11 protein-coding genes and 6 pseudogenes are annotated in these 16961 nt (G+C 55.6%); 10 read left to right on the top strand and 7 right to left on the bottom strand.

The annotated features are described in order from the left end of the window. Positions 1-72: a potassium-transporting ATPase subunit F gene (locus GLX_RS19410; RefSeq protein ID WP_371413316.1), complete on the bottom strand. Its 72-nt coding sequence runs from the start codon at positions 70-72 to the stop codon at positions 1-3. A gap of 293 nt (positions 73-365) precedes the next feature. Here GLX_RS19410 and GLX_RS15910 point away from each other — a divergent pair, with 293 nt between their 5' ends. From GLX_RS15910 to istB, 7 genes and pseudogenes are all read left to right on the top strand, one after another. Next, the gene (locus tag GLX_RS15910; RefSeq protein ID WP_012813132.1) at positions 366-1688 is read left to right on the top strand and encodes an outer membrane beta-barrel protein; all 1323 of its coding nucleotides are present in this window, start codon (positions 366-368) and stop codon (positions 1686-1688) included. A 36-nt stretch (positions 1689-1724) separates the two neighbouring features. After that, positions 1725-2174 carry a phosphate-starvation-inducible PsiE family protein gene (locus GLX_RS15905; protein WP_012813131.1) on the top strand — a complete coding sequence of 150 codons (450 nt, stop codon included), beginning with the start codon at positions 1725-1727 and terminating at the stop codon, positions 2172-2174. Positions 2175-2516: 342 nt separating this feature from the next. Beyond that, a pseudogene (locus GLX_RS15900) lies at positions 2517-3365 on the top strand (IS481 family transposase); the annotation flags it as partial. A gap of 96 nt (positions 3366-3461) precedes the next feature. After that, positions 3462-4847: an IS1380-like element IS1380A family transposase gene (locus tag GLX_RS15895; protein ID WP_014095380.1), complete on the top strand. Its 1386-nt coding sequence runs from the start codon at positions 3462-3464 to the stop codon at positions 4845-4847. A 261-nt stretch (positions 4848-5108) separates the two neighbouring features. After that, a complete protein-coding gene (locus tag GLX_RS15890; protein WP_041247965.1) occupies positions 5109-6131 on the top strand; it encodes an IS110 family RNA-guided transposase in 1023 nt (340 codons plus the stop codon). Positions 6132-6415: 284 nt separating this feature from the next. Further along, a pseudogene (locus GLX_RS17795) lies at positions 6416-6694 on the top strand (IS21 family transposase); the annotation flags it as partial. Continuing rightward, on the top strand, positions 6684-7463 hold the full coding sequence (gene istB / locus GLX_RS15880) for an IS21-like element helper ATPase IstB (RefSeq protein ID WP_014095377.1): 780 nt from the start codon (positions 6684-6686) through the stop codon (positions 7461-7463). The pseudogene GLX_RS17795 and the gene istB, both read left to right, overlap by 11 nt. Before the next feature lie 198 nt (positions 7464-7661). On the opposite strand, the gene GLX_RS15875 is transcribed toward istB, so the two are convergent. Both GLX_RS15875 and GLX_RS15870 read right to left on the bottom strand, forming a co-directional pair. After that, a complete protein-coding gene (locus GLX_RS15875) occupies positions 7662-9584 on the bottom strand; it encodes a potassium transporter Kup (protein ID WP_014095376.1) in 1923 nt (640 codons plus the stop codon). A 193-nt stretch (positions 9585-9777) separates the two neighbouring features. Next, a pseudogene (locus GLX_RS15870) lies at positions 9778-10548 on the bottom strand (IS3 family transposase); the annotation flags it as partial. A 64-nt stretch (positions 10549-10612) separates the two neighbouring features. Between GLX_RS15870 and GLX_RS15860 the strand changes: the two are divergent. Then, positions 10613-11799, top strand: a protein-coding gene (locus GLX_RS15860) for an IS3 family transposase (RefSeq protein WP_110914815.1) whose coding sequence is annotated in 2 segments (ribosomal slippage) — positions 10613-10871 and positions 10871-11799 — 1188 coding nt in all. Because the reading frame shifts where the segments join, the coding sequence is not laid out codon by codon here. Between the two features lie 59 nt (positions 11800-11858). Here the strand turns inward: GLX_RS15860 and GLX_RS15855 are convergent. Further along, a pseudogene (locus GLX_RS15855) lies at positions 11859-12181 on the bottom strand (transposase); the annotation flags it as partial. A 213-nt stretch (positions 12182-12394) separates the two neighbouring features. On the opposite strand from GLX_RS15855, the gene GLX_RS15850 reads away from it, so the two are divergent. Then, positions 12395-13354, top strand: coding sequence for an IS481 family transposase (locus GLX_RS15850; protein WP_041247961.1), 960 nt, complete (start codon positions 12395-12397; stop codon positions 13352-13354). Position 13355: 1 nt separating this feature from the next. Here GLX_RS15850 and GLX_RS17785 read toward each other — a convergent pair. Further along, positions 13356-13760, bottom strand: a pseudogene (locus tag GLX_RS17785) (recombinase family protein); the annotation flags it as partial. 64 nt (positions 13761-13824) lie between these two features. On the opposite strand from GLX_RS17785, the gene GLX_RS15840 reads away from it, so the two are divergent. Beyond that, entirely contained in the window at positions 13825-14856 is a 1032-nt protein-coding gene (locus GLX_RS15840) for an IS110 family RNA-guided transposase (protein WP_010511145.1), read from the top strand. A 340-nt stretch (positions 14857-15196) separates the two neighbouring features. On the opposite strand, the pseudogene GLX_RS15835 reads toward GLX_RS15840, so the two are convergent. Next, a pseudogene (locus GLX_RS15835) lies at positions 15197-15472 on the bottom strand (recombinase family protein); the annotation flags it as partial. Positions 15473-15878: 406 nt separating this feature from the next. Beyond that, entirely contained in the window at positions 15879-16958 is a 1080-nt protein-coding gene (locus GLX_RS15830; RefSeq protein WP_014095370.1) for an ArsO family NAD(P)H-dependent flavin-containing monooxygenase, read from the bottom strand. Positions 16959-16961 lie beyond the last annotated feature (3 nt).

Here is a 16961-nt window from a genome sequence, read left to right as displayed (position 1 = left end):
TCAGAATTTCTCCGGGCGTAGGAGAACCGCTGTCATGTAGACCAGGAGGCCGAGCGTAACGACGCTGGCCATGATGAGTTCAAAGGTCATGATCAGACCCTCGTGCAGATGGAGATGTAGGCAACGCAGACGCCGAAGCCGAACACCCCAAGTGCGAGATACAGAATATCCAGCATGCGAGAATGCTCCTTGTGTGCAGCTCGAAGTATCCAGCCAGACCGCATAGGAATGACAGATAAGAACGCAGCAATTTTTATAGGAAAGTCATAGGAATTTGCCCTAAAACGCTGGTTCTATCCCTTTCCCGACTTGTCGCGCCCTGTCTTCGGAGACTAGCTCCGAAATGTCGCTCGACCGGACTTCTGATGTCAGATCCGTTTTATGCGGCGTTTCTTTCCGGCGAGAGCACGACAATGATGACAAGAGTTTATCTGGACAAATCTGCATTCCTGAAATGGACGCCCCGATCTGGAAATGTAGGTTTTTTCCTGACAGCAGCCATTACGATGGTTCTTCTGGACATGAACGATGCGATCGCGAAGCCTGCCACGGAGTGGCTCGATGACATCACCCTTGCAGGGCAGATCGAGGGAGGAATAAACGCAAACGTTTCTCGCCCTGCAAATGGGATTAATTTCGGACAGTTCTTCGGTGACAGGGCCAATCAGGCGCAACTCGACCAGCTGACGCTGACGGCTGCGCGTGCAGTCGATACGACAGCATCGTCTTACGACGTGGGCTTCATGGTCCGGGGGCTCTACGGTGCCGACGGGCGGTACTTTAATATTGCAGGCATCACAGACCGGTTAATGACCAGTCGTTACCAGTTCATTGTGCCTCAGGCCCATCTCGACGTTCACCTGCCTTGGTTAACCCGCCATGGTCTGGACATGCAGGCTGGCATACTGGCCTCCCCTATGGGCGTGGAATCCCTCGACCCCTCACTCCGTCCTTTCTATACCCTGTCCTATACGACTGAGTATTCCACGCCGTTCGAGCATGTGGGCGCAATGTTTCAATGGCACCTGACCGACCATATCGACGCATTATTCGGAGTGGACACGGGCAATCAGGTCTCGTTCGGGGGAGGTGACAACAATCATACTGCTGCGGGATATTTCGGTCTGACAGCGTCCAGTCTGGCAAATGGCAAACTGTCTCTGACATACCTCGGTCGCGTCGGTCCTGAAAACTCTACCCGGTCCCTCGGACAGCGTGCAAACTCGGCTCAACGTTACTGGAATGATCTTAGCGGAAGTTACAAGATTTCAGACCGACTGACCTTCACCGGTGAGCTGAACTTCCTGCACGATGAAGGGCTTCATGCCAACACCTACAGCTTCGTAAGCTACCTTTCCTATCAATTAACTCCCACACTTCTTCTAAATTACCGCGGCGAGATCTATCGTGATGATACCGGTCTGTTTGTAACATCCTTCATCGCAAATAATGCCTACATGCAAGCGACGCTCGGTAAACCCACCGTCACGCAATCAGCACCGCCGACGACGTACGGTGCCCTGACACTGGGTGCTACCTGGCGTCCCGTGCTCGGTCATTCCGTCAAGTTGTTCGAGATCCGTCCTGAAGTCCGGTTTGATCGCTCACTGAACGGAACGAGGCCATTTAATGACCTTAGAAATGTTGGTCAGTTCACTTTCGGAGCTGATGCGGTATTAGGTTTCTAACTACGCAGACATAGGCTAAAAAGGACGACAAAGGCTATGATTAAAAACATACCAGGATTTGAGAAGATTTCTTCTATTTTCGATCTTTTTGAAGAGATCGCTATGCTGGTTCTTACGCTCTGCATCATGGTCGTCGCGGCCCTTGGTCTCATACATGTGCTATACGCCGTTTTTGAAATGCTCCGAACAGCAACCCTTTCCCCGACCAATCCTGTGGTTCTACAGAGCCTTTTTGGTCTGTTTTTTACAGTCCTGATTGCACTGGAATTCAAACACTCTATTCTTGTCTCGCCCGACACACCCTCGCACAGCATGGTCAGAATGCGGTCCGTCCTTCTCATCGGTATGATGGCGACCGTTCGCAAATTTATTGTCCTGGATCTCAGCGGCCTCGACGTCATGGAGGTTCTGGCACTCTCGGCGGCAATCCTGGCCTTGGGGATCGTCTATTGGCTCGTTCGTGGCAATAATAAAATAACGAGTTAACTCGGAGATCTCAGCATTTTAATTCTAGAGATAACGTCCGCTTTCGGAGCATTGTTTGGCTCTTTTCTATGTCTGACATGTAGGCGACTGCTGCCTGTCTGCTCCTGTATCGCTGAGCAGACAGGCAGATCGGGGGGGAATGCAGAAGGTCGGTTATTGAGATCCGTAACCACGGCATCGGACATTCACCTAAACGGCTTTTCACGGCTGCTTCGTCCTCAGAACCGCCAGTTACCGGAATTTTCGTACATCTGGAAAAGCTACCTACGGCGTGTCGTCAGTTAGGTGTTTAGTCCCGGGGTTTGATGGTGTGATATTTTCACGAGAGTGGAAGGAAGCATTATGGGACAGATACGTCATGGGAGCGCCACGACCACGCACGCCGTGCGAGCAGCAATACAGCGATCGCAGGCTTCGCTCGCGGCGCTGAGCGAGGAGTTCGGGATCAACCCGAAGACAGTGGCTAAATGGCGGAAGCGACAGAGTGTCGAAGATCAGAAGACAGGTCCTAAAGAGCCGCGCTCAACGGTCCTGTCCGAGACGGACGAAGCGATGATCGTGGCCTTTCGCCGGCATACGTTGCTGCCGCTGGATGACTGCCTTTATGCCCTGCAGGCCAGCATTCCCTATCTGACACGCTCGGCCCTGCATCGCTGCCTTCAGCGTCACGGGATTTCACGACTGCCGGACATAGAGGGGGACAAAGCCAAACGCCAGCGCTTCAAACGCTACCCGATCGGGTTCTTTCATCTCGACATAGCGGAAGTCCAGACCGCTGAAGGCAAGCTGTACCTCTTCGTTGCCATTGACCGGACAAGCAAATTCGCTGTCACACAACTGGTCGAGAAAGCTGATCGGAAGACGGCCTGGGAATTCCTCGAACATCTCCTGAGCATCATCCCTTACCGGATCCACACCATCCTGACCGACAATGGGATCCAGTTCGCTGACCAACCCCGTAATCGCAATACGGCCTGGTCGCGTCCCATGCGCTTCGACATGATCTGCGAAGCCCACGGGATCGAACATCGTCTGACGAAACCCAATCATCCCTGGACCAATGGTCAGGTTGAACGGATGAACCGGACAATCAAAGAGGCAACCGTCAAACGCTTCCATTACGACAGTCATGAGCAGTTGAGGACACACCTCAACGACTTCATGGCAGCCTATAATTTTGGGCGAAGGCTCAACGCGGAAATCTCACAGAAGGGTTGTACATCGGGTTAGATTATGAAAAAGTCTGTTTTGTAGAAAAGAAATTTTCGTAAGCTATAAGAAAACCCGATGCAGACAGAGTGTAGCGCAGGCGCGTATGAGTTTCCAGCCTCCTGTGGACGGCGTGTTGTGGCCCGTTTTGACGGGGGGTGCATGAGTTCGGATGGGGGCGTCATTCTGGTGAAGCAGGCTGATGACATTCTGGGTCTCAGCCGCCGCTTTGCTGCCTGTTTTCGCGATAAGCGGCATCCCGGCTTTGTGGAATACCGGGTTGAAGACCTTGTCCGTCAGCGGATCATGAGCCTGGCACTGGGCTATGAAGATCTCAATGATCACGATGCCCTGCGGCATGACCTGATCTTTGGTCTGGCCTCGGGCCGTCTGCCAGGAGGCCGGGCAAACTGCGCAGCATTGGCTGGCAAATCTACACTGAACCGGTTGGAGCGCAGTGGGCAGCAGGCAGATCGTTACTGTCGGATCATTGCTGATCATGAGGCCCTGGCTACCCTGTTCGTCACGCTCTTCCTTGACCAGCATGAGCACGCACCCGCCCGGATCGTTCTGGATGTGGATGCCACCGATGACCGTATCCATGGCCATCAGGAAGGCCGGGCCTTTCATGGATATTACGGCCATAACTGCTATCTTCCCCTGTATGTCTTCTGCGGGGACCATCTCCTCAGCGCTACCCTGCGCACGGCAGACAGGGACCCGGGGAAGGAAGCACTGGCAGACATCCGCCGGATCGTGGAGCAGATCAGGAGCCGTTGGCCCCGGGTGCGTATCCTGGTGCGTGGGGACAGCGGTTTCGCCCGGGACAGTCTGATGACATGGTGCGAAGACAACCACGTTGACTTCCTGTTCGGGCTTGCAGGCAACACCCGCCTGTATGACCGGATTGCCTCTTTGTCCGCTGAGGTTCGTGACGAAGCCGCCACGACAGGCAGAGCTGCGCGCGGCTTTGCCTCCTTTGACTGGATCACAAAGGACAGCTGGACGCGCTGCAGGCGGGTGGTGGCCAAGGCCGAATGGCGCCACGGCAACCGCTATCATCGCTTTATTGTCACCACGCTACCGCAGGGAATGTCCGACCCTCGCCATCTCTACGAACAGATTTACTGCGCACGCGGGGATATGGAAAACCGCATCAAGGAATGCCAGATGGATCTGTTCTCAGACAGGACCTCGTCCCACACCATCCGGGCCAACCAGCTCCGGCTGTGGTTCTCGGCCGCAGCCTATGTCCTGCTGACCGCTCTGCAAAGACTGGCCCTTGGCCAGACCAGCCTGGAGACGGCGACCTGTGGCACCATACGCGCACGGCTGCTCAAAATCGCGACACGTGTAACGCTCAGCGTCCGTCGGATTGTCCTGTCCATGCCGGACATGTTCCCCTGTCAGCACGAATTCGCCCTCGCTCATGCACGATTGCGAAGGCTCCGGCAGGCCATCTGAAGAAACAGACAGTGCACAGACCACATAGCTTCCACCAACACTGCCTTCTCAGGCCGTGACACCCTCACTGCGTTCAGAACCCGCCGCCAGAAGCACAATATCGTCAATATTCCAGATCGGGCTCCTGTGGGATGACTGAATTCTACAAAATAACCCAAAATTTCCTCAAGTGTGAGATGGGGTGGTTGCCGTCCTCCCCGCACGGCATCGCAATGTGCCAGAATGGTCGTTGAAAGAAACGACTGCGCGAAAGAACGGCAGATGAAGGATACAGTGATAGGCGTTGATCTGGCAAAGAACATTTTCCAGGTTCATGGAGCTTCGCGTGCGGGCGAGGTGATGTTTCGCAAAAAGCTGCGTCGTCAGCAGTTTATGCAGTTCATGGCCACGCAGCCGCCTGCTCTGGTCGTTCTTGAAGCGTGCGGGAGCGCGCATTACTGGGCTCGCGAACTGGCAGGAGCTGGTCACGAGGTCAGACTGATCGCTCCGCAGTATGTGAAGCCTTTCGTGAAGCGCCAGAAGAACGATGCTGCTGATGCGGAAGCGATCGTCATTGCGGCCCGTCAGCCGGAAATGCGCTTTGTCGAACCACGCACTGAAGCGCAGCAGGCGCGTGGCGTTCTTTTCCGGGCCCGGCAGCGTCTGGTGCACCAGCGCACGGAACTGGTGAATGCCCTGCGTGCCGTTCTGTATGAATTCGGTCTCGTCGTGCCACAGGGGATTGCGCATATCAGACACATTGAAGCCATGCTGGATGAGGCGGTTCTGCCAGAGGCTGTGAAGCAGGAATGCCTTGATCTGCTGCGACAGATTTCGGAGCAGAGTGTGCGGATTGATGTCAGAACAAAGAAGATCAGGATGCTTGCCCAGGAAAGTGAAAACACCTGCAGATTGCAGAGCATGCCTGGAGTGGGTCCTCTGACCGCTCTTGCGATTGAAGCTTTTGCGCCTGACCTGCAGAGCTTCCGGCGCGGGCGCGACTTTGCTGCGTGGCTGGGGCTGGTGCCCCGTCAGTTCTCATCTGGCGGAAAGGAAAGGCTGGGGAAGATATCAAAAGCCGGGCAGGCTGATATCCGCAGGCTTCTCATCATGGGCGCCATGACCCAGGTGAACTGGGCCAGCCGTAAGGCCCCTGCACCGGGAAGCTGGCTGGCACGGATGCTGGCCCGCAAGCCCCGTATGCTGGTAGCCATTGCGCTGGCCAACAGGATGGCACGAGCCATCTGGGCCATGGCAACAAAACAGGAGGATTATCGGGATCCGGCCCTGTCCGTGGCAGCCTGAGCGATGGCTCGGCTTCCGCGGATGGAACCGGTAGGGGTGTGAGAGGGCGATGACCTGAATGGGCGCATGATCGTTTGATCCGGATCGGAAAAACCAGTGGATTTCTCTGTGCTTTAAAGCACGCCTGTGAGATTTGGATCTGATCCGCTGATCACCATACCGGCCAGTGGCTTCTGAAAGGCCACATCAACAGGCCTTACAGAAGACCGCACACGATCACACGTCAATATTGGTCAGAAAACTCTTGCATAACGGACGGTAACCACAGAAGAAATCCGCGTCAACTGCTCAGGCGGCCTGGAGGCGACCGGGAAATGGCTGAAATCCTCGCCCTTGTGCTGCAGCATGATGAGCAGGCTGTCCTCTGCGCGGTTGAACTGGCACTTGAAGACGGCGTGGCGACCAAGACCCATGTTCTCAATACGCTTCATCGCCTGATCGATGCCAAGAGAACCGTGGTTCCCCGGCTCGATGCCCCACAGGCCCTGGTGCTCGAACACGAACCGTGCGCCGATACAGGGCGGTATGACATCCTGCGAAGGGACAGCCGCCATGCGTCATGATCCTGCGGCTGCTTCACTTGTGGTCATGCTCCGTGGATTGCGGATGTATGGCATGTCCCAGGCCACGGCCGACCTCATCGAGCAGGGGGCACCTGCCTTCGAGGCGGCCATCCCCATCCTCTCACAACTCCTGAAGGCGGAACTGGCCGAACGCGAAGTGCGCTCCATCGCCTACCAGACAAAGACCGCCCGGTTCCCCGCCTACAAGGACCTGTCCGGGTTCTCCTTTGCCGATACGCAGGTCAACGAGCCCATGATCCGCCAGCTCCATAGCGGGGACTTCATCGAGCGTGCTGAAAATGTCGTGCTGATCGGCGGTCCGGGAACCGGGAAAACCCACATGGCGACCGCGCTGGCCATCCAGGCGATCACCCATCACCGCAAGAAGGCGCGCTTCTGGTCAACGGTCGACCTGGTCAATGCGCTCGAACAGGAAAAGACCGCCAACCGGGCCGGGCAGATTGCCGACAGGCTGCTCCGCCTGGATCTCGTGATCCTTGATGAACTCGGTTATCTCCCCTTCAGTGCGTCTGGGGGCGCCCTGCTGTTCCATCTGCTCAGCCGCCTCTACGAGCGCACCAGTGTCATCATCACAACCAATCTGAGCTTCAGTGAATGGGGAGACGTCTTTGGTGACCCGAAGATGACAACGACGCTCCTCGATCGGCTGACCCATCACTGTCATATCCTCGAGACAGGAAATGACAGCTACAGGTTCCGCGCCAGCACCGCCGCGTCAAAAAACAGAAAGGACAGATCCTCTTCTTGACCGCCCGCCCGACTGTGCCTGAAATAGCATCTGGCTGGGTCAATTCCTGATGAAAAACCCGGGTCAGTTCTCAGTGAAAATCAACATCGTCATCACACATTGTTCGAACAGGTCAAACTTCGCTTTAATTTTATACTATTTTTTCATGCACCTTATTTTTGTCGGTATACCACGCCGCTTCGTACGGCGCGATGGTCATCAGATCCCGATACGGACGCCAAGTTCGACAACTCGATCGAGTGGAATGCGCAGGAAGTCGGTAATAGGCGTTGCGTTTTTTGTCATAAGAAGAAAGAGCGCCATGCGCCAACGCGAGATATGGGACGGCTGCGAACGAACAAGCAATTCGCGAGAGACGAAGTAGGAAGCCTGCGAAACGTCGAAACCGGTACTCTCAAATTGTAGTTGCGCCAGCGCGGGCGGCAGGTTGGGCATTTCCATGAAGCCGTAACGAAGAGTGACGCGATAAATATTCGGCGCGACCTCCGCGACTTCCGCGCGCTGATCAGTCATCACCTGCGGAAGATCGAGATTTTTTACCGTCAGAAGAATGACATGCTCATGCAGTACCTTGTTGTGCTTGAGATTATGAAGAAGAGATGTAGGAATAAATTCAGGATTTGCGGTCATGAACACGCCTGTCCCTGGCACGCGGATGATGCTTCGGGAATGAGGGAGGCGTGCCATGAATGCCGCTACGGGCACAGCGTCATGCTGTTGCCGCGCAAGAACGAGACTTCGTCCTTTTTTCCACGTGAACATCATCAGGATAAGCACCGCTGCAAGCAGGACTGGTACCCATCCGCCCTCAATGATTTTCAATGTGTTCGAGGCGAAGAAAATTCCGTCTATGATAAAAAAACCGCCAAACACGGCGATGGTCGCCCAGGGAGACCATTTGTACCGATCCCGATAAACAACTGCCGCCAGAATGCAGGTGCAAAGGAATGTGCCGGTCACGGCGATGCCATAGGCAGACGCCAGAGCTTCGGAACTACGGAACGCGATGACCAGAAGCAACGCGCCCACCATGAGCGAATGGTTGAGACCGGGCAGGTATATCTGGCTCTCTTCCGTGGGGTTTGTATGTATGATTCGCATGCGTGGCACATAACCGAGTTGGATCAATTGCCGGCACAAGGAGAACCCACCGGATATGCACGCCTGGCTGGCGATGACAGTTGCAATTGTCGATATGATGATCATGGGGACCTGGAGCCATTGCGGTCCCAGCAGAAAGAACGGATTGGAGATCGTTGCCGGATCAGAGATCAGCAATGCCCCCTGACCGAAATAATTGAGTGCCAGACAGGGAAGGACAAAAAATAACCATGCTTCACGAATTGGCCTGCGCCCAAAATGGCTCATATCGGCATAAAGGGCTTCGGCACCGGTCACGGCCAGGACTACGGAACCAAGGGCCAGGAACGACAGATAACCATGTTGGGCGATGAACATGATTGCATAGATGGGAGAAAGTGCGAGCAGAATGCCGGGATGATGAATGATCGCAAGAACACCCAAAATCCCGATCATCAGAAACCAGACCACCATCACCGGACCAAAGATGATGCCAATCCTGCCCGTGCCATGAAACTGGATCGAGAACAGTCCGATCAAAACGACAATCGATAACGGAACCACAAGATGGCTCGCGGCTGGAAAGGAAACCTCAATGCCCTCGATTGCCGAGATGACCGAGACTGCTGGTGAGATGATACCATCGCCAAAGAACAGGCAGGCTCCTATGACACCGGTCATGCCAAGAAGAAGCTTGACGGATCTACGCTTCGCGGTCTGCTGCGCCAGAGACATCAGGGCGATAATGCCGCCCTCGCCATTATAGTCTGCGCGCATAACAAGAATGACATATTTTACCGTCACAATCAGCATCAGCGTCCAGAATAGGAGGCTTTCGACCCCCAACACCTCGCTCGCGGCGATGGTTCCATGATCCGATACGACCTGTGCAGTCGTGCGCAACGCATAAAGCGGGCTGGTGCCGATGTCGCCAAACACGACCCCGAGCGCGCCTAATATTGCGGCAAAGCCGGCTGGACGAGCATCATGTCCCGCTGCCCCCTTTCCGACCTGAACGGAGGCCGATGCTGTTAAAGACACTATCTCATCTCCTGTAATGTTGATTGGTCAAACCGCGTGTTCCGCACACTCTTTCGAGATGTGAGTTGCTGCGTTAACAATTGCCTGTCCTCAAAAGCCGAGCACTGCGTCCGCGCCGAAGGTGAACTGCCCTGTGTTGCGCAGGTCGTTGAAGGGTAATCCCCCCATTTTTAGTGGGGCATTGAATGAGAATTCAGGCAGCTCCTTTTAGTTTCTGGGCGGGTGTGAACCCACCGTTTCCCATGTTGGGTCTGTCATTGTTATATGTCCAGAGCCATTGTGTTGCGACCTCCTGTACGTCCTGGATGCTTTCAAACAGATGCTGCTCCAGCCATTCCTGCCGGACAGTCCTGTTGTAGCGTTCAATATAGGCGTTCTGCTGCGGATTGCCCGGTTGTGTATAGATCAGGGTAATCCCCTGCTTTTCGGCCCATGAAACCAACGTATGACTGACATATTCAGGGCCATTGTCCATTCGGATAGCCTCTGGCCTGCCACGCCACTCCATAACCTGTTCCAGACAGCGGACAACCCGACAGGCTGGCAGGGAAAAATCAACCTCGATCGCCAGTCCTTCACGATTGAAATCATCCAGAATGTTCAGGAGCCGAAAAGCACGTCCATCCATCAGCCTGTCCGCCATGAAATCCATGGACCAGACCCTGTTGGGAAGGGCCGGAACCGACAGCTTTTCAGGCTTTTCGCGAACCAGACGCCTGCGGGGTTTAATCCGCAGGTTGAACTCCAGTTCCCGATAGATCCGATAAACCCGCTTATGATTCCAGACACGTCCCTGCACATTGCGCAGATACAGGAAACACAGGCCAAATCCCCATCTCCTGTGAACCTGGGTCAGTCCTACCAGAAGATCGGCAATCCTGTCGTTCTCCGCCGCCAGTCGTGGACGATAGCGAAAGCAGGTCTCCGATATCCCAAAAATCCGGCAGGCCAGCGCAATGCTGAGAGGTGGTCCCCATTTTTCGGACAGGGCGATAAGCTATCATCTGGCCTGAACGAGGACGGGTTTTATGGGCAAGGTTACGCGGAAGAGGTATGCGGCAGAGTTCAAGTCACGGGTTGCGCTGGAGGCGATCCGTGGGGAACTGACGCTGGCGGAACTGGCTTCGAAACATGGGGTACATCAGACGATGATCGCCCAGTGGAAACGGCAGGCGATCGAGGGGATGGCGGCGACCTTTTCCGGGAAGACGGTGGCTGAGCCCCCGGTCAGCCCAGCTGACGTGGAGAAACTGCACGCGAAGATAGGCGAACTTCTCGTGGAACGGGATTTTTTACGCGATGCCTCTGCTCGGTTGGGCGTGATCAGAGGCGGCAGATGATTGACCCGAAGCGAGCGCGTCTGCCGATAATCCGGCAATGCACGCTACTGCAACTCAACCGGTCGGGCGTCTACTATCGGCCTGTGCCACAGAGCGAAGCCAATCTGGAGCTGATGCGGCTGATCGACGCCCAGTTCCTGGAAACGCCGTATTATGGTTCACGGCAGATGACATGGCATCTGCGCCGCCACGGACATGAAGTGGGCCGCAAGCGGGTCCGGCGGCTCATGGCGATCATGGGCCTGCGGGCGATCTACCAGAAGCCGCGCACGACCGTGCCCCATCCGGAGCATCGGAAATATCCATATCTGCTACGGGATCTGGTCATCAATCGGCCTGACCAGGTCTGGTGTTCCGATATCACATATATTCCCATGAAACGGGGATTTCTCTATCTCGTGGCGATCATGGACTGGTTCACGCGCAAGGTCCTGTCCTGGCGTCTGTCGAACACGATGGACGTGGAGTTCTGTATCGAGGCGCTACAGGATGCCCTCATGCGCTATGGCGCCCCGGACATTTTCAATACTGACCAGGGGTCGCAATTTACGACACCCCGTTTCAGCGGGATACTGGAAGAGCGTCAGATCCGCATCAGTATGGACGGGCGTGGGCGATGGCTGGATAACGTGTTCATCGAGCGTCTGTGGCGGTCGCTGAAATATGAATGCGTCTACCTGCACGCGTTCGAGACCGGATCAGAGCTGAGGGCCGGGCTTGGCAGATGGATCGCCCATTATAACGAAAGGCGTCCGCATACGGCGCTGGCTGGACGTACGCCCGATGAGGCGTATTATGACGTGCCGACGCCATCTGGTCCGGGGTTAACCCCGGACCAGATGGCCAACAGCAACGCCGTCAGAAGGGCGGCATAACAACAATCGGGTATAGCTTATCAAGCCCGCAAAACTGTCCGAACGGACGGGACCACCTCACTGACCCCATGATGCGCCACAGCCTGTGCGGCCAGTTCCCGGCGCTGGGCTGGCCGCTTCATTTTTTTCCCAGGGCTTCCTTCAGGATATCCGTCTGCATGCTCAGATCCGCATACATGCGCTTCAGCCGACGGTTCTCCTCTTCCAGAGCCTTCATCTGACTGATCATCAAAGCATCCATGCCGCCATATTTCGCCCGCCACCGGTAAAATGTGGCGTTGCTGATCCCATGCTCCCGACACAGATCAGGAACCGGGACGCCGCCCTCAGCCTGGCGGATCACACCCATAATCTGCGCGTCAGTAAAGCGATCACTCTTCATCAGAATCTCCTCATTTCTTACGCTGAGAAAATTCTCATCCAAAAGCCACTCTTTTTATGGGGGGATTACCATCAGGATTTTCCACTTTCCACCTGTATAGGGCTTGGGATAAGTGGTGCCGTCAAAATCAGTCTTTGAAGACGTGTATTGAGTTAGGTGTTTAATCCCGGGGTTTGATGGTGTGATATTTTCACGAGAGTGGAAGGAAGCATTATGGGACAGATACGTCATGGGAGCGCCACGACCACGCACGCCGTGCGAGCAGCAATACAGCGATCGCAGGCTTCGCTCGCGGCGCTGAGCGAGGAGTTCGGGATCAACCCGAAGACAGTGGCTAAATGGCGGAAGCGACAGAGTGTCGAAGATCAGAAGACAGGTCCTAAAGAGCCGCGCTCAACGGTCCTGTCCGAGACGGACGAAGCGATGATCGTGGCCTTTCGCCGGCATACGTTGCTGCCGCTGGATGACTGCCTTTATGCCCTGCAGGCCAGCATTCCCTATCTGACACGCTCGGCCCTGCATCGCTGCCTTCAGCGTCACGGGATTTCACGACTGCCGGACATAGAGGGGGACAAAGCCAAACGCCAGCGCTTCAAACGCTACCCGATCGGGTTCTTTCATCTCGACATAGCGGAAGTCCAGACCGCTGAAGGCAAGCTGTACCTCTTCGTTGCCATTGACCGGACAAGCAAATTCGCTGTCACACAACTGGTCGAGAAAGCTGATCGGAAGACGGCCTGGGAATTCCTCGAACATCTCCTGAGCATCATCCCTTACCGGATCCACACCATCCTGACCGACAATGGGATCCAGTTCGCTGACCAACCCCGTAATCGCAATACGGCCTGGTCGCGTCCCATGCGCTTCGACATGATCTGCGAAGCCCACGGGATCGAACATCGTCTGACGAAACCCAATCATCCCTGGACCAATGGTCAGGTTGAACGGATGAACCGGACAATCAAAGAGGCAACCGTCAAACGCTTCCATTACGACAGTCATGAGCAGTTGAGGACACACCTCAACGACTTCATGGCAGCTTATAATTTCGGGCGAAGGCTCAAGACGCTGAGTGGCCTCACGCCTTACGAATACGTCTGCAAAATATGGACTTCAGAGCCAGAAAGATTCATCATCAATCCAACCCATCAAACCCCGGGACCAAACACCTAGGGTGTCCACGATTCAGGACACGTACGACATCACCCCAAGGGTGACTTGGGCGCATTCGCCGCACGATCGGTAGCCAAGTGTCGAGGCGTGCAAGAACAGCGTCGAGATACGCGGCGTTGCGACTTTGCCGGATTTTGCGGATGGCATTTGCATCGCGAGTCCGCAGGCCCGGATTGCCGCCGACGCGCCCACAGCTTCGGGCTGCACACAGACCGGCTTTGGTGCGTTCGGAAATGAGCGCTCGCTCGAGCTGAGCTACGGCGCCGAGCACCTGCAGCGAGAACATACCCTGCGGGGTCGTAGTGTCGATGGGGTCGTCCAAACTACGGAAATGCGCGCCAGCGTAATCCAGTTGCTCGATAACGGCGAGTAGGTGGCTGACCGAGCGGGCCAGATGGGGTGGACGGCCTCCCTGCGGCATCAATGTGCCATGATGGAGGTTCACTGACCATCAGGAGGAGACCGCCCGTATGAAAGCTAGCATAATTGGCCTTGATATTGCCAAATCCGTTTTTCAGGCTCATGGGGCTGACGCAATTGGAAAGTGCGTTTTCAAGCGCAAGCTTGGTCGCAGTGAAGTTTCAGCATTTTTTGCAAAACTTGACCCATGTGAAGTTGTTCTGGAAGCCTGCGGGTCAGCTCATTACTGGGCACGGGTGATCAGCAGGATTGGTCATGATGTCAGACTGGTTCCTCCTGATCGGGTCAAATCATTTGTCAAAAAAGGCAAGAAAAATGACGCTGTTGATGCGGCTGCGATCTGCATGGCGGCGACTCATCCTGATACGATGTGTGTTCCGATCAAGAGCGAAGAGCAGCAAGGTGTCTTGTCACTGCATTCTGCCCGCGCTCTTCTGGTCAAACAGCAGACCATGCTGAGTAATGCGTTACGGGCTCTTGCTTCCGAGTTCGGGCTGATAGCCCCTCTGGGCACACGCCATCTGCCAGAACTGATGGCAAAAATAGAGACATCAGCCGACCTGCCTGCTGCCATGAAGCAGAGTGCCATGTTGTTATTTGAGCATTATGAAAAGGTCGCTCAGAGCATTGATGCTTTGGAAGTGCAGATCCGGGCGCGTGCAAAAAGCGATGACGATGCGCGTCGGTTGATGACCATCCCTGGGGTCGGTCCTATAACGGCTTCTCTGATTGTCGCCTCGGTCGCGGATATTGGCTCTTTCGCCTCTGCGCGCCATTTTGCCGCCTGGCTGGGGCTTGTGCCTCGTCAGCATTCTACCGGCGGTAAAACCCGTCTGGGAAGGATTACCAAAACGGGCAATCGGCAGATAAGAACGTTGCTGGTTCTTGGTGCGACGGCCATGCTTCATCGTGCCCATAAGTGGGATAGCGCTGCGGGTCAGTGGCTATGCGAACTCATGGCGCGTCGTCCAAGGCGTCTGGCAACAGTTGCACTTGCCAATAAAATGGCTCGTATCATCTGGGCGTTGTTGTCACGTAAAGAGATCTATCGTCCGGCTGGTGTCAGTGTTTCAGCAGGCTGACCTGCACCAGCAGAACGATGGACACCGGAGCTTGCTCCGGTAGATCCGGCAGTATGTACGAACCGACGTGATGGGAAGACAGTCATTCAGCAACAGTTCAGGCCATACCGTTCGACCGTCTGTGCCCCTGAGCACGTGATACCAGATTGGTGCCTGACACGTGAGCGCACACCCATGATGGCCAGCGCATAAAGTCGCATAAACAGGCCGGACATAAGAGCGCATCTGACCGGGTCTTCACGTTAAATCGGTATTCATCATCCAGCCGGTAGAATAATACGTTTTAGAAATGACATCGGGAGAACAATGTGAGGTATTGCGCTTAAACGGCCGTCCACATAAGACGATCGAGCCGGACCACGACCAAGGTGTCACCAGCGTTCATATCCCTTAGCAGGCGTATAAGCACAGGGCGGTTCCGGTCGGTACCGGAGGCATGTTCCTCGAAAATCATCGTGCAGCCAGCGTCGCGTAGCTCATTCAACTGTGCGTCGGTGCCCTGATCGTCTGTGGAGACGCGAGCGTAGCCAATTAGACGGCCGCCAACGGGTGTTTTTCCAGGTTTGGGTGGCACCACGGCGACGAAGCTCCTTCTGAGTCCATTTTTACAATTCAAGAAGACATTCGTAAACGATCGTTTGCAAAGGTGGCCAAGCCACCTGCGCGTGCCAACGGTCGTTCGTATAGATTCAAGTGCAATCAACCAGGGTATTTTTTGTCAGGAATGAGGGAACATTTTGCAGTCAATTAGGCTTCAAAAAACGGCCCGAAGCAGCGTCAATGTGATCTTTGTCATCATCTAGGGAAACGCGACATGAGCCTAAGGAACTTCGACAAACCTGTCGAAATTCCTTAATTAAGTTAGTCAATACTCCGATATTTCAGCACGTTATTGATTCCCTTAATTAGGCGAATATTCCTTATTAAAGCGAAAAGTATCTTTAATTATGTTAAAGATTGCATCGACATTTTTGTAAGGGGACAGTCTGCTTTCGCCTCATGTCGGTCGTAAAGAGAGTCGCTCAAGGTTTTGGTAAGCGGACACCCTGTGCCGGTGACGCAAGCCAGGCCGCCAGTTGTCGGACCATGGATCGCGCGACACGGCCCGCCCCCAGCAGGGTGGCGCATGCGGGGCCGCACCAGGAGCCATAACCCAGCAGCCAGAGACGTGGCTCCCTGACGGCCTGCTGCCCGTTAACGCGGATCAACCCGTCCGGCTCGATCACATCGAGTGGTGCAAATGCAGAGAGTGCAGGACGGAAGCCGGTACACCAGATGATCGCGTCGATGGCTTCTTCCCGCCCATCGGGCCAGACGACGCCCCTTGCCGTCATACGTACGAACGGACGCAGCGCGTGAAGCACGCCTCGCTCCCTGGCGGCGCGCACAGGCGGTACCATAACGATATCGCCAAAGCCGCCGGTGGGCATGGCCGACGGGCCGCCGAGAACCCGAGCGGTCGCCCGCTCGAACAGGACCCGTCCGTCCACGTCATCGGGCAGGAAGACGGGGTCATGCAGCGTGACCCATGTTGCCTGGGCGACAAGGGACAGCTCCGCCATAATCTGCGCACCGGAGTTGCCCCCACCCACCACGAGCACACGCTGGCCGGTAAAAGGTGCCGCTTTACAATAATGGGAGGAATGGATTTGCGCCCCAGAAAATAACCTTTGGCCCGGATAATCGGGAACAAAGGGTGCAGACCATGTGCCGGTCGCCCCGATGACAGCGCGGCTGAGGAAATCACCCGCGTTCGTTCGGACATTCAGGAATTTCTGGTCAGCGCGTTCCACACGTCGGACCGTCACAGGACGGCGGATCGGCGGCGCATAGCGCGCCTCGTAGCGGTGCAGATAGTCAAGTACCTCGTCGCGGGTGGGGTAGCTGCCATCGGGCGTGTCGGGCATCGGCCAGCCGGGGAGCGAACTGTAGGACGCGGGCGAGAACAGATGCAGGGAGTCCCAGCCATGCACCCACGCACCACCCGCCTGCGTCCCGTTATCGAGAATGACGTAACGCAGCCCGGTCCGTCGTAGAAAATACGATGCGGCGAGTGCCGCCTGACCACCGCCCACGATCACAACATCGAACTGTTCCGCCATTGC

The sequence above is a fragment of the Komagataeibacter medellinensis NBRC 3288 genome, assembly GCF_000182745.2.
Classification (GTDB): domain Bacteria; phylum Pseudomonadota; class Alphaproteobacteria; order Acetobacterales; family Acetobacteraceae; genus Komagataeibacter; species Komagataeibacter medellinensis.
This window is presented reverse-complemented; position numbering and strand designations above follow the sequence as displayed.